The organism is Streptomyces sp. YGL11-2, assembly GCF_050054615.1.
Lineage (GTDB): Bacteria > Actinomycetota > Actinomycetes > Streptomycetales > Streptomycetaceae > Streptomyces.
The window spans coordinates 46,570-59,701 of record NZ_JBNHIN010000034.1 but is presented as its reverse complement, the minus strand read 5'-3'; the positions used below and the strand labels follow the sequence as shown (position 1 = coordinate 59,701).

Sequence of the window (13,132 nt, the reverse complement as noted above, 5' to 3'; positions counted from 1 at the left end):
CCTGTCCCCACCAAGAGGGCGAGGCCACCGCGAGGGAGACGGCAGTGCCGACCCACCCCCGCACGGGCCCGTACCGGGGGCCAGGAATTTCAGCAGGGTGTGATCAGGAGGTGTCATCATGACCGAGCAGCAGCACTCCCGGCCGCTGGCCGGACGGACTGCGGTGATCACCGGCGCGGCCAGCGGCATCGGCGCCGCCACCGCCCGAAGACTCGCCGCCGACGGAGCGCGGGTGGCACTGCTGGCCCGTCGCGTGGACCGGCTCGAAGACCTGGCTCAGAAGATCGTGAAAGACGGCGGGGAAGCCCTGGCGGCGGCCGTGGACGTCACTGACTCCACGTCGCTCGACAGTGGCGCCCTCCAGGTGACCGAGACCTACGGCACCGTCGACCTGGTCGTGGCCGCCGCCGGCATCATGACCAACAAGCGGGTCCTGGAGGCCGATCCCGACAACTGGTGGCGCGAGATCGACACCAATTTCCAGGGGGTACTGCGCACCGTGCACGCCTTCCTGCCGTCCCTGGTGTCCGCTGCCGAGGCCGGTGGCCCCGCCGACCTGCTCGCCCTCTCGTCGGTCGCCGGCCGTGTCCCGTTCCCCGCGGCGAGCGTTTACGCCGCCACCAAGGCCGCCGTCGACCATTTCGCCCGCAATCTGCGCCAGGAGGTCGGGCCCCTCGGCGTACGGGTCACCACCGTCGCACCCGGCCTCGTGCAGACCGATATGTCAGGCCAGCAGCTCACCGACCCCGACGCCGTCCAGTGGCGCGACCGGCTCCTGGCCTCGAACCGGGTTCTGTCCGCCGACGACGTCGCCGACCTCATCGCCTACGTCACCAGCCGCCCCCCGCACGTCAGCCTCCCCGACATCGCCGTCATCCCCACCGGCCAGCCCTGAGCCACCGCGCCCAGGATCGTCGTAGGGCCGGCGCCGACGTCGCACCCGCGTACGACCAGCGCGCGGCCTGGCGCAGCGAAACCCTCCCGGACACCGTCCGCCGCCGCACCGCCGGCTGACCTGCCGGTCGTCGTCATCCGGCCAGCGGGACCAGTGGTGCCGGGCTGCCGTCCGTCCATCCGGGGGTGATCGCGGCGAGCGCGTCGCCGACGGCGGCTCCCTGGAGGAAGGCCGAGCGGTGCCCTCCGATGATCCGGGCCTCGGCCCCGTTCCAGGAGACGGGTACCAGTCGCGTGAGGTCCGGGGCGGGCTGCAGGCTCCCCCTGACGGGGGCGTGCGGTAGGGGACCGAGGCCGCGGCCGCACAGCCCGGCGATCAGCGGACCGAGGAGGGTGTGGGCGGCGACCAGAGCCGCGTACGGGTTCCCCGGCAACCCCACCAGCCAGTGCCCGGCGGGGAGTTCGGCCAGCAGCATCGGGTGTCCGGGCCGGCAGGCGACCGTGTCGACGACCATCCGGGCCCCGGCGTCGGCCAGCAGCCGGCGCAGCTGGTCGGTGGCCCCGACGGATGTGGAGCCCGTGACCACGACGATGTCCGTGTCCCGCATCGCGTGTACCGCCTCGGCCAGCAGCCCTGTCGGCCGGTCGGGGACGTGCCGCACCGGGCGGGTCTCGCCGCCGAGCGCGGTGACCAGGTCCGGAAGCAGTGGTCCGAGGGCGTCCCGCACCCGCCCGGGGCCTGGTTGGCCGGTGTGGTCCAGCTCGTCCCCGGTCACCAGTACCCCGACGCGGGGGCGCGTCCGCACCACCAGGTCGTCCTGGCCGCAGGACGCGGCCAGGCCGAGCAGTGCCGGACCGATCCGGGTGCCTGCCGGGGCCAGGGAACTGCCCGCCGGTGCGTCCTCGCCGGCTCGCCGGATGTGGCGGCCCGTCGGCAGGAGAGGGCCGGAGACCCGGTCGCCGTCGCATACCGCAAGTTCCAGCGGCAGCACCGCACTTGCCCCTGAGGGGACCTGACCCCCCGTGGATATCTCAACGCCTTCCCCGGCCCGCAGGCCGCCGCCCCAGGCACTGCCGGCACGGACGGTCCCGCGCACGCGCCAGGGCCCTGCACCTGCCACCGCGTAGCCGTCCATCGCGGCGGTGTCGAACGCCGGAAGCGGATGGCGGGTGCGGAGATCCTCGGCCAGTGCCAGCCCGACGGCATCGGCCAGCGCCACCGTACGGGCGGTCGAAGCCGTGGGCGCGGCGTGCGCCAGGACCCGGGCTCGCGCCCAGGACACCGCCCGCAGTGACTGTGCCGTTCGCGGCATCGGGGCGGGCGGGGCGACAGCGGTCGTCGGAGGCATGCACACGACTGTCGAACGGCGGCATTTCCGGCTGCTGCCGGGAGGGTTGCCGTTGCACTCCGATTCGCTCACGCACGGCGTCGGGTGCCTGTGAACCTCCCGTCCGCGCCGAGGGCCGCGCACGCACGGTGCGCGGCCCTCGTGTGTGACGTGGGGTAAAAAAGGGAGATCGTCAGCCAGAGGGGCGATGAGGCGACCGGGCCGATGCCTCCGCCTCCCTCGGCGGGCTGTCGTCGCTTACGGGGTCGGCCGCGCAACGATCGGGCGGATCACGCACGGGACCGCTTCGTCACCGGCGGCGTCAGGCACCCCGTCACGGCCGTCGCCCCGGATGGAGACAACCCGACTTCGCCGCGGTGCTCGATCACCACGGAACGGAGTCGGCAGGCACCTGGGCCTGTGTGGTGCCGACAGCTCGCCTACCAGCCGATTGCACCGGCCGTGCTGCGAGGGAAGCGGTGGCTGTCGTGTGGCGATACGGCCGGGAGGTGAGGAGGACGGCCGCGATCCTCACGACGATGGGCGCATGCGCTGGATGGCGAGGAGGGCGGCGTCGTCGCCGAGGGAGCCTTCTGTATGGGCGAGGAGGTCCCGCTGGATGTTCTGGACGAGGGAGTCCGGACTGCTCCTGGTCCATTGAGCGACGCGCTCGGTCAGTGGGTAGAAGGCGTTGTTGCGGTCGCGGGCCTCGATGACGCCGTCGGTGTAGAGCAGGAGCGTGTCACCCGTTCGGAAGGCGAATTCGTGCAGGGTGTAAAGGTCCGGGACGAGGCCGCACATGCCCAGTGGGGGTGCGGGCCGGGTGCTCTCGGCTGTGGTGACGCCGCCGTGGCTGACGAGCAGGGGCGGCGGGTGACCACAATGCGTCATGCGGGCCACCGGCTCGTGGTCGGGGATCTCCAGCAACAGCGCGGTGATGAAGTGTTCAGGCGCTTCCGGGTCCGCCTCGGGAAGATGGGTCAGGTAACGGCAGACGCTGCTGTCCAGGGCAGAAGCGAGGGCCGGCAGCGTGGTGTGGTGGTGGGCGGCCTCCTGGAAGGCTCCGAGCAGGGTGGCCGCCTCGCCGACCGAGGCCAGGCCCTTGCCCCGTACGTCCCCGATGATCACGCGGGTGCCGGAATCGGTGCGGGTCACCGCGTACAGATCACCGCCGATACACGCCTCCTTCTCGGCGGCCAGGTACGAGGAGCCGAACCGCAGCGGGCCGAGCCGGTGCGGCACCGGGCGCAGCAGGGCCCGCTGTGCGGCCTCCGAGACCGACCGCACCTGGGCCAGCTCCCGCTTACGACGGTCCCGGAGCAGGCAGACGAGGACGACGAAGACCGAGAGCACGGTGAGCGCGATGATCTGCGCCACGTGGTTGGTGGTGGTCAGCCCGCCATGGAACACGGCGATCACGACCTGGGCGGCCACCGCCAACGCGCCGATCAAACCGGTGGTCCGCGGGCCGCTGAAGGACGCGGTGATGGCAGGCGCGATGACCAGCAAGGGGCCGAGATGGACGTACTGCGGAGATCGCAGGTCCACCACGGTGATCACAATGATCAGCCCAAGGGGAATGCCCACCAGCGCACGGTGGGAACGCCACGACTGCTCAATCCGGGCGAGGTGCCGCCCCAGGTGACCGCTCTGCATGTCTCCAATGTGCACGATGCCAGCGCCACAGGCTGCGCCGAAGTGCCCCTACCAGGCATGGCCGGCAGCGGTGGCCCACTCGGCCGGCAGTGCCTGGCGGGGCTGCCGGCCGGCCGAAGCCCCGCGGATGCGACAGGAGACACCCGGCAGCATGCGGCAATCACGACCTTGCGTAGCAGACGCTGACAGCCACCCATAAAATGGGTACTGCTGCCGCACCGGTGTGCCGGACAGGCACACCAACTGGGTGCGGAAGGGCAATCGACCGGGGACGGGATGCCTAGAGAACAGGCTGCCAGTCCGGCGCGGACCGTCATCCTGACCGTGGACGACGACCCGGGCGTGTCCCGTGCTGTCGCCCGCGATCTACGGCGCCAGTACGGTGCGTCGTACCGCATCGTCCGCGCGGAGTCCGGCGCGTCCGCCCTTGACGCGCTGCGCGAGCTGAAGCTGCGCGGCGCCCCCGTAGCGGTGATCGTCGCCGACTACCGGATGCCGGAGATGAACGGCATCGAATTCCTGGAGCAGGCTCTCGACATCCATCCCGGCGCCCGGCGGGTGCTGCTGACCGCGTACGCGGACACCGGAGCGGCCATCGACGCGATCAACGTCGTCGACCTCGACCACTACCTCCTCAAGCCCTGGGAGCCGCCCGAGGAGAAGCTCTACCCCGTCCTCGACGATCTCCTGTCGGTCTGGCGGGCCACCGACCACCCGCCGGTGACCGTCACCAAGGTCGTCGGACACCGCTGGTCGGCGCGCTCCTCGGCGGTGCGGGAATTCCTGGCCCGCAACCAGGTGCCCTACCGCTGGTACTCGTCCGAGGAGCCGGAAGGCCGGCGGCTGCTGTGCGCGGCGGGGGAGGAGGGGATGCGGCTCCCGCTGGTGATCCCCCCGGACGGCACAGCCCTCGTCGAGCCGGAGGACCGGGAACTCGCCGCCCGGGTCGGCCTCGCGACGACACCGGCAACCGACTTCTACGACCTCGTCATCATCGGCGGCGGGCCCGCCGGATTGGGTGCGGCGGTGTACGGCGCCTCCGAAGGTCTGCGGACCGTCCTCGTGGAACGCTCCGCGACCGGAGGCCAAGCAGGCCAGAGCTCGCGCATCGAGAACTACCTCGGCTTTCCGGACGGAGTCTCCGGGGCACAGCTCACCGACCGGGCCCGGCGTCAGGCGTCGAAGTTCGGTGCCGAAATACTGACCGCGCGCGAGGTGACCGCACTGGAAATCAACGGGGCGTCGCGCGTCGTCCGGTTCTCGGACGGCTCCGCCGTCGCCGCGCACGCCGTGATTCTCGCGACCGGCGTGTCGTACCGGCAACTGGAGGCACCCCACGTGTCCGAGCTGACCGGCTGCGGAGTGTTCTACGGCTCGGCCCTGACCGAAGCGGCTGCCTGCCAGGACCAGGACGTGTACATCGTCGGCGGCGCGAACTCCGCCGGCCAGGCCGCAATCCACCTCGCCCGGAGCGCCAAGTCGGTCACCGTGCTGGTGCGTGAGCCGTCCTTGGCCACGTCGATGTCCCACTACCTCGTCCAGCAGGTCGACGAGACGCCCACGATCTTTGTGCGCGCCAACACGGTCGTCGACTCCGCCCACGGGGCGGGTCATCTGGAACAGATCACCGTCCGTGACACATCGACCGGCCACACCGAACTCGTCGACGCCCAGTGGATGTTCGTCTTCATCGGCGCGGTCCCGCGGACGGACTGGTTGGAGGGCACGGTGCTCCGGGACTCCCGCGGCTTCATCCTGACCGGCCCCGATCTGACCAACGACGGACGCTCGCCCGCCGGTTGGGAGTTGGACCGGCCGCCCTACCACCTGGAAACCAACGTCCCGGGCGTGTTCGTCGCGGGGGACGCCCGCGCCGAGTCCGCCAAGCGTGTCGCTTCCGCAGTAGGCGAGGGAGCCATGGCGGTCCTGCTCGTCCACCGATACCTGGAGCAGTCATGAGCGGTCGGCCGATGCCGTGCAGCCAGGAAGAACTCGGCTCGCTGTTCCTGTTCGAGAAGCTCGCCCCCGAGCAGCTCGCCCGGCTCTGCCGCGAAGGCCGGGTGGAGGAGTTCGCACCCGGGCCCGTGTACGAGGAGGGCGACCCGGCCACGTGCTTCTACGTGCTGCTCGAAGGAACCCTGGTCCTCTCGCGCCGGATCGGGGACTACGAGGTGGAGACCAACCGGAGCTCCAGCCGCGGGGTGTACGCGGGAGCCTTCCAGGCATACCTGGGAGACCGCCTGCGGCAGGTGTACAACAGCTCGCTCCGCGTCCTTGAGCCCACCAGCTTCTTCGTGCTGCCCGCGGAGACCTTCGCAGCGATCATGCGTGAGTGGTTCCCCATGGCCGTGCACCTGTTGGAAGGTCTTTTCTTCGGGGTCAAGAGCGCCCAGGAGGCGGTCGGCCAGCGGGAGCGGCTCCTGGCTCTCGGGTCGCTGTCCGCCGGACTGACCCACGAGCTGAACAATCCGGCCGCCGCGGCCGTGCGCGCCACCTCCGCGCTCCGCGAGAGGGTCGCCGGAATGCGCCACAAGCTCGGCATCATCGCGGCACACCCGTACCGGCGCGACGCCCTGGAGACGCTCGTCGACATCCAGGAACGCACGGCCGAGCGCGTCGCCAAGGCCACCGACCTGAGCGCGCTGGAAGCCGCGGACCGGGAGGACACCCTCTCCGACTGGCTCGACGACCACGGCATCGCGGACGGCTGGCAGCTCGCGCCGACCTTCGTGCAGGCCGGCCTGGACACCGACTGGCTGGACCAGGTCACCGCAGCCGTGGACGACGACACCCTCGAAGGGGCCGTGCGGTGGCTCAACTACACCGTGGAGACAGAACTGCTGATGAACGAGATCGAGGAGTCAACCACCCGCGTCTCGGCCCTCGTCACGGCAGCCAAGCAGTACTCGCAACTCGACCGAGCGCCCTACCAGGTCACCGATATCCATGAACTGCTGGACAGCACCCTGCTGATGGTCTCCGCGAAGATCGGCCCGCGCATCACCGTCGTCAGGGAATACGACCGGAGCCTGCCGAAGATCCCGGCCTACCCCGGCGAACTCAACCAGGTATGGACGAATCTGATCGACAACGCCGCCGCGGCGATGAACAGTACGGACGCCGGCGGCACGTTGACCGTGCGGACCGCTCGCGACGGAGACCATCTGCTCGTCGAATTCCGCGACACCGGTCCCGGAGTCCCCGCGGAGATCCGGGACCGCGTCTTCGATCCCTTCTTCACCACCAAACCGGTGGGCGAAGGGACAGGTCTCGGTCTGGACATCTCCTGGCGCATCATCGTCAACAAACACAACGGGGACCTCAGGTTCCAGTCCGTCCCCGGCGACACCCGCTTCCAGGTACGCCTGCCGCTGGCCTCCGCCGACCCCAGTTCCCCACAGGAGTCCTGATGAGTTCACCGCACGGGATCGACCCCGCGGTCCCACCCAGCGGAACCGGATGCGCCGAGTGCGACGCCAGCGGTGGCTGGTGGTTCCACCTCCGACGGTGCGCACAGTGCGGCCACATCGGCTGTTGCGACGACTCGCCCGCCAAGCACGCGACGGCACATGCCCGGGACACCCGGCACCCGCTGATCCGCAGCTTCGAACCGGGCGAGACCTGGTTCTACGATTACGAGACCTCGCAGATGTCCGACTCGGGCCCGCCCCTGGCTCCCCCCGAGAGCCACCCTGCCGACCAGCCCACCCCCGGCCCCGCGGGACGAGTCCCGGCGGACTGGGCCGACCGCCTGGGATAGGCGGGCCCCGAACTCTCGCCGTGCGGCAGAACGGGCAACACCGTCTCCAAGTGAACACGCTCACAGGGATCTACCCGCGCCTCCGCGCCGTCGATGCCGTGCGCTTGAATGGAGGGATGGATCAGTTGTGGGTGGACCGCCTGGTGCAAGTGACGGGCTGGCAGCAGGAGCGCCAGGAGATCGACTGGGGCCCGGTGGAGGACAGCTTCGGCACCTCCCTGCCCGCCGACTACAAGGAAATCTGCGCACTCTTCGCGCCGGGGAGCTTCTCGGCGTACCTTGAGGTCCTGCGGCCGGTCGGCGGAACCTCGTCGAGCCGCGTGCTGGACACGTGGAAGCGCCACCTGCAGTTGTGTGTGCAGTATCCGCTGGTTCCAAGGACCTACGAGCCTCACGGGCTCTACGGGAGGTCCGAGAAGTCGGGCTTGATCCTCTGGGCTCGTGACCAGACAGAGGGCGATTACTACTGGCTGGCGGACCGCTCGGTGGATCCCGCCAAGTGGCCCGTGATCGCCAAGCGGGACCCGGCCGGGGAGTGGTACCGGTTCGACATGTCCACTTCCGAGTTGATCTACCGGGTGCTTGCGGACCGCGAGTTCACACCGTTCACCGTTGCCGGCCAGATGGGAAAGCCCTTCCTGCTGCCCTACGGTCAACCGCTGCCCATGGTCGGCCGGTGAAATCAGCGCGCGGTTGGCTTCGCGCTCTGTTTCGGGGCGCATCCGACGGGTGATCAGGGCGCGCTGCCGGATCTCGAAGATCGGGAAACGCGATGGCGACCGCGGTGAGGCTGACCACCGGGGCCGTGAAGACGCCGGCGGTGCTGAGGAGTTCCCTGTCGCCATGTCGGCCCGACGTTGAGTGTGATCCGGCGATCTTCACCGGTCAGATGGACGGCGACCGCACCGGTCTGCAGGAGGAGGAACCCGATGGCCGCGGCCGGCGCCGGCCAGGGAGCGGTGCAGGTCAGCGGCGGCAGGATCAGCCCGGTCGCACCGAGTGTCTCGACCGGCCCCAGCGCCCTGATGGCGGCCAGGGGTATGCGGTGGCCCCAGGCCGTCGCCGGTCGGGAGGAGCGCGGCCGGGCCGTCCCGTCGGCTTCAGGCGAAGTCGGTTGCGGGCTCGGTCGCGTAGCGGCTCATCGCGTCGATGTTGGTCTGCGGCGTCAGCGGCCGGCCGCCGGCGAGCACGTCCTGGAGGTCTCGGAAGTACTGCACGTACAGGTCGGGGGTGAACGTGCTGAGCATGACTGCGGGTTGGTCGGTCGGGTTGGCAAAGGTGTGCGGTGTGCCGGGCGGAATCATCACGAACGTGCCCGCGGTGGCGTCGTGGCCCTCGTCCCCGACGGTGAAGCGCACGGTGCCGGAGAGGATGTAGAAGCCCTCGTCGTGCCGGGCGTGGCGGTGCTGCGGCGGTCCCTGGGTGTGCGGGGCGAGAACGGACTCGGCGATCGCGAGGCGGTGCCCGGTGCGGCTGCCGTCTTCGAGGACACGCATGCGCGTGGTGCCCAGGACGATCGTCTCGCCGTCGCCGGGGCCCACCACTGGTACGGAGGGGTCGGTCTGCGGCTCGCTGGTCTTCGCTACTTCGGTCATGCCCACAAGTGCACCGCCAGGGCTCCACGGCTGTCCAAGACCCATCCCGCGACGCCGATACCTCGTGGGTATCGTTGCAGCGTGGAGCTACAGACCTTGCGCTACTTCGTGGCCGTCGCCGAGGAACTCCACTTCGGCCGGGCCGCCGCCCGACTGCACATGAGTCAGCCGCCACTGAGCAGGGCGATCATGCGGTTGGAGGCCGATGTCGGGGCCCGGCTGTTCGCCCGCTCGCCCGCCGGCGTCACGCTCACCCCGGTCGGTACGGTGCTGCTCGACGAGGCGCGGGCCCTGCTCGACCATGCCGACCGCGTCCGCGTACGCGTGAACGCGGCGGCCGGCGTCGCGACCATCACCGTCGGCATCCTGGGTGACGGCACCGACCCGGGAGTGACCAGGCTGGCGGCCGCCTACCGCCGACGCCACCCCGGCATCAACATCCGCATCCGCGACACCGACCTGACCGACCCAACCTGCGGGCTGCACGCCGGGCTGGTCGACGTCGCCCTGACCCGGGCGCCGTTCGACGAGACGGCCCTGACGGTGCGTGCGCTGCGGGCCGATCCGGTCGGCGTGGTCCTGCGCGCCGACGACCCGCTGGCCTGTCGCGACCGGCTACGGCTGGCCGACCTGAGCGACCGCCGCTGGTTCCAGTTCCCGCAGGGGACCGACCCCGTCTGGCAGTCGTACTGGAACGGCGGCCGGCCGCGCGAGGGCCCAGTGGTGCGCGCCGTCCAGGAATGCCTGCAGGCCGTGCTGTGGAACGGCACGGTCGGCCTCGCCCCGCTCGGGCACGATCTGCCCGCGGAGTTGGCCGCGGTGCCGCTGATCGACATGGCGCCGAGCCGAGTGGTGGCGGTGTGGAACGAAGGTGACACCAACCCGTTGGTCCGGTCCTTCATCGAGACCGCGACAGCCGCGTACCGGGGCTGAGCACCGGCAACGGGTGCTGCCACAGCTCGTGAGTCGGCTTCCGCGCGGCCGGCCTGCTTGGGGCCCACCGGGAGGACCGGATTGACAATCAGGGTGCCGGGCCAGGCGCGGCGCAGGCCGATGAGCACCTCCTCGTCCGTTGTCGCTTCCAGGTGGACGTAGGCGAGTTGGAGCCGGGCCAGTTCCCTCAGCAACGCGGTGTTGAGGGCGAGGCGCGGTCACCCATCCCCATACTGCGTGGCTGTCTCGCGCTGTTGGTCCGCTGCGGAGAGTGTGTCCGCTCGGCCTACTTGGACTCGACTCGTCCTGTCGGGTTGGGGCTGGCGGTCAGTGCGTCCCGCGCCGTCTGCCAAGCGGAGTCTCCGGGGTAGAGCTGGGTGCGGAGGTAGGCCCAGGTGAGCCGCCCTAGCGCAGCCACCCGCTCGGGGTTCTCGTCCGTGGTCTCGGCGGCGTCGTATCCGGAGATCCCGCCGAGTCCGTGCCCCGCGTCGAACAGGGTCAGCAGGGTCTTGGGTCCGGGCGCGAGGGTGTAGGGGTCGGTGTGCCAGTCCGGACCCATGTCCGTGAAGTGCCGGGAGTCGTCCTTGTCGCCGGCGACGACCAGCGCGGGTGTGGTCATCGTCGAGAAGTCCGTGGTCCGGGCGAACGACAGGGTTTCGGCCATGGGCCCGTTCAGGGCGTCGCCGCCCCTGCCGGGTGCGGCCAGCAGCACACCGGTCTTGATCCGGGGCTCGACGAGGTTGACTTCCTCTCCGTCGTCGGGGTCGGTGAGCCGGGCCCCCAGCAGGAGGCCGGCGGTGTGGCCGCCGAGCGAGTGCCCGGCAACGGCGACCTTGCTGTGGTCCATGCGTCCGGCGAGCTGCGGCACGGCGGCCTCGATCACGTCGAGCCGGTCGAGGATGTGCTTCATGTCCTCGGCGCGTGAGCGCCAGAACAGGGGCGCTCCGGGGGTGTCGGGGTGCAGGTGGCTCAGTGTCCTGGAGCTGAGGTGGGTGGGCTGGATGACGATGAACCCGTGTGCCGCCCAGAAGTTGGCAAGCGGCGCGTAGCCGTTGAGCGAGGAGAGGTTGTTCGAGGGGCCGTGACCGTGGGAGAGGAGGACGACGGGCAGGTCGGTTCCGGTCGTGGGTGCGGAGACGCGCGCGTGAAGGTCCACGGGACGTCCGGTCACGGGCAGCACCACCGGGCTGAACGAGAGGACGGGAGCGGGAGAGCCGAGGGCGTCGGTCGGGGAAGGTGATTCACTCATGATGCGTATGTCCCTTCGATGGCCTCTTCCGCCGGTCTTGTTCGGCCGGCGGCGGGAGGCGGTCGGGAGCGTCCGGCTTCAGCTACGCTGAGAAGCGGATCACTGTTCCGCTTAACATACGGAACAGCGTTCCGTTTCGTCAACGGTCACGGGAAGGAGGGTGTGGTGTCCACTGCAGGCCAGTCCGGGGAGGTGCCGGCCCGAAGCAAGCGGGCCGACGCGCTGCGCAACCAGCAGACTCTGCTTGCCGCCGCCGCAGAGGTGTTCGTCACCTCGGGTGTCGACGCACCCATCCGTGAGATCGCGGCCAGAGCGGGCGTCGGATTGGGAACGATCTACCGCCACTTCCCGACGCGGGCAGATCTCGTCGTCGCCGTCTACCGCCACCAGGTCGAGGCATGCGCCGAGGCCGGCCCGGGCCTGCTGGCCAGTGCCGACTCTCCGCTCGCGGCACTGCGCCAGTGGATCGACCTCTTCGTCGACTTCCTGGTCACGAAGCACGGCCTCGCCAACGCGCTGCAGTCGGACAGCGGCGGCTTCGCCACGCTGCACACCTACTTCGTCGACCGCTTGGAACCCGTCTGCGCGCAGTTGCTCGACGCGGCAGTCGACACCGGCGAAATCACGCCCGGTACGCAGCCGTACGAACTGATGCGCGGCATCGGCAACCTCTGCATCGGACGTGACAGCGACCCCCGCTACGACCCCCGCCGATTGATCAACCTGCTTCTTCAAGGACTACAGCGACCGCAGCCGTCATGACGCCGACGACACTCAACGGCCCTTTGGCCTCAGCGAGATCACGGTCCGCGCCCCTGGCGCGGTGCTGACATGACCGTGGCCTCCGCGGCGAACTCTTGCTCCACCGGGCCGAATCCCGCCCCTGGCTGCTCGTAGAGCAGGCCAACGACACGGTCCGCTCCGGCGCAGGAAGCCGCAGGGCGCTCACCAGGGCACCGGCGTTCCGTCCCAGGAGAAGAAGCCGCCGGTGGGGCCGTCGTCCGGCAGCAGAGCCAGGCGGAGGGTGCCCTGGGCGGCCTCCGCCGGGTCGCCGCCGGCAGCGGCGGCCCGGGGGTTGAGATCGGTGGCCCGCAAGCCGGGGGCCAGCGCGTTGACCTTGAAACCGTCCTCGGCCAATGCCTGGGCGTAGAGGACGGTGAGGGCGTTGAGGGCGGCCTTGGACGACCGGTAGGCGGCGGCGCCACCGCTTCCCGGGGTGAACTGGGGGTTGGGGGTGGGGCTGGTGCTCCAGGTCAACGATGCGGTGCCACTGGAGAGGTTGACGATGCGCGGGTGCGGGGACCGGCGCAGGGCGGGCAGGAAGGCATTGGTCACCGCCGCCACCCCGAACACGTTGGTCTCGTACGTGCGCCGGTACTCCTCGACGCTGGTGTCGGCCGGCGGGGCGAGGGACGGTGCGATGCCGGCGTTGTTGACCAGCACGTCCAGGCGGTCCACCTGAGCCGCGGCCCGTGCGATGCCGTCGGGATCTGTCACGTCGAGGACCAGCAGGCGGGCGCAGGCACCGATCTCCTCGACGGCCCGCCGCCCGCGCCCGGGGTCGCGGGCGCCCACGTACACGGTGAAGCCCTCGGCGGCGAGCAGCCGGGCGATGTGCCTGCCGATGCCCTTGTTGGCACCGGTGACCAGAGCTGTGCGATTGTTCATGGCGACCACGGTTCCCTGGCTGTGCGCGCCCTGCCAGGGACAGCCTGTA

12 protein-coding genes and 2 pseudogenes are annotated in these 13,132 nt (G+C 70.4%); 7 read left to right on the top strand and 7 right to left on the bottom strand.

Annotation, left to right across the window (positions count from 1 at the left end; genetic code table 11):
- Positions 1-118 precede the first annotated feature (118 nt).
- A complete protein-coding gene (locus tag ACO1BR_RS30235) occupies positions 119-895 on the top strand; it encodes an SDR family oxidoreductase (RefSeq protein WP_426798272.1) in 777 nt (258 codons plus the stop codon).
- A gap of 133 nt (positions 896-1,028) precedes the next feature.
- Here ACO1BR_RS30235 and ACO1BR_RS30230 read toward each other — a convergent pair whose 3' ends face one another.
- Together ACO1BR_RS30230 and ACO1BR_RS30225 are read right to left on the bottom strand one after the other, a co-directional pair.
- Positions 1,029-2,243 (bottom strand): molybdopterin molybdotransferase MoeA, encoded by a 1,215-nt coding sequence (locus tag ACO1BR_RS30230; RefSeq protein ID WP_426798271.1) that lies wholly within the window; start codon positions 2,241-2,243, stop codon positions 1,029-1,031.
- A gap of 510 nt (positions 2,244-2,753) precedes the next feature.
- Positions 2,754-3,878 (bottom strand): PP2C family protein-serine/threonine phosphatase, encoded by a 1,125-nt coding sequence (locus tag ACO1BR_RS30225; RefSeq protein ID WP_426798270.1) that lies wholly within the window; start codon positions 3,876-3,878, stop codon positions 2,754-2,756.
- A gap of 276 nt (positions 3,879-4,154) precedes the next feature.
- Here ACO1BR_RS30225 and ACO1BR_RS30220 point away from each other — a divergent pair, with 276 nt between their 5' ends.
- From ACO1BR_RS30220 to ACO1BR_RS30205, 4 genes are read left to right on the top strand one after another with little or no spacing between them, the layout of a single operon-like run.
- Complete coding sequence (locus ACO1BR_RS30220; protein ID WP_426798269.1) at positions 4,155-5,837, top strand: FAD-dependent oxidoreductase; 1,683 nt, start codon at positions 4,155-4,157, stop codon at positions 5,835-5,837.
- A complete protein-coding gene (locus tag ACO1BR_RS30215) occupies positions 5,834-7,288 on the top strand; it encodes an ATP-binding protein (RefSeq protein WP_426798268.1) in 1,455 nt (484 codons plus the stop codon). Before ACO1BR_RS30220 ends, ACO1BR_RS30215 begins: the two co-directional genes overlap by 4 nt.
- Positions 7,288-7,638 (top strand): UBP-type zinc finger domain-containing protein, encoded by a 351-nt coding sequence (locus tag ACO1BR_RS30210; RefSeq protein WP_426798267.1) that lies wholly within the window; start codon positions 7,288-7,290, stop codon positions 7,636-7,638. Before ACO1BR_RS30215 ends, ACO1BR_RS30210 begins: the two co-directional genes overlap by 1 nt.
- A gap of 50 nt (positions 7,639-7,688) precedes the next feature.
- Positions 7,689-8,318 (top strand): hypothetical protein, encoded by a 630-nt coding sequence (locus ACO1BR_RS30205; RefSeq protein WP_426798266.1) that lies wholly within the window; start codon positions 7,689-7,691, stop codon positions 8,316-8,318.
- 170 nt (positions 8,319-8,488) lie between these two features.
- Here the strand turns inward: ACO1BR_RS30205 and ACO1BR_RS30200 are convergent.
- Positions 8,489-8,707 (bottom strand): annotated as a pseudogene (locus ACO1BR_RS30200) (DoxX family protein); the annotation flags it as partial.
- 31 nt (positions 8,708-8,738) lie between these two features.
- The gene (locus tag ACO1BR_RS30195; RefSeq protein WP_426798265.1) at positions 8,739-9,233 is read right to left on the bottom strand and encodes a cupin domain-containing protein; all 495 of its coding nucleotides are present in this window, start codon (positions 9,231-9,233) and stop codon (positions 8,739-8,741) included.
- Positions 9,234-9,314: 81 nt separating this feature from the next.
- On the opposite strand from ACO1BR_RS30195, the gene ACO1BR_RS30190 reads away from it, so the two are divergent.
- Positions 9,315-10,166, top strand: a complete 852-nt coding sequence (locus ACO1BR_RS30190) for a LysR family transcriptional regulator (protein ID WP_426798264.1) — start codon at positions 9,315-9,317, stop codon at positions 10,164-10,166.
- A gap of 32 nt (positions 10,167-10,198) precedes the next feature.
- Here the strand turns inward: ACO1BR_RS30190 and ACO1BR_RS30185 are convergent.
- Both ACO1BR_RS30185 and ACO1BR_RS30180 read right to left on the bottom strand, forming a co-directional pair.
- Positions 10,199-10,372, bottom strand: a pseudogene (locus tag ACO1BR_RS30185) (alkene reductase); the annotation flags it as partial.
- An 80-nt stretch (positions 10,373-10,452) separates the two neighbouring features.
- Positions 10,453-11,415: an alpha/beta hydrolase family protein gene (locus ACO1BR_RS30180; RefSeq protein ID WP_426798263.1), complete on the bottom strand. Its 963-nt coding sequence runs from the start codon at positions 11,413-11,415 to the stop codon at positions 10,453-10,455.
- A gap of 165 nt (positions 11,416-11,580) precedes the next feature.
- Between ACO1BR_RS30180 and ACO1BR_RS30175 the strand changes: the two genes are divergently transcribed.
- Positions 11,581-12,177: a TetR/AcrR family transcriptional regulator gene (locus ACO1BR_RS30175; RefSeq protein WP_426798262.1), complete on the top strand. Its 597-nt coding sequence runs from the start codon at positions 11,581-11,583 to the stop codon at positions 12,175-12,177.
- Positions 12,178-12,360: 183 nt separating this feature from the next.
- Here ACO1BR_RS30175 and ACO1BR_RS30170 read toward each other — a convergent pair whose 3' ends face one another.
- Positions 12,361-13,083: an SDR family oxidoreductase gene (locus ACO1BR_RS30170; protein ID WP_426798261.1), complete on the bottom strand. Its 723-nt coding sequence runs from the start codon at positions 13,081-13,083 to the stop codon at positions 12,361-12,363.
- Positions 13,084-13,132: the final 49 nt, after the last annotated feature.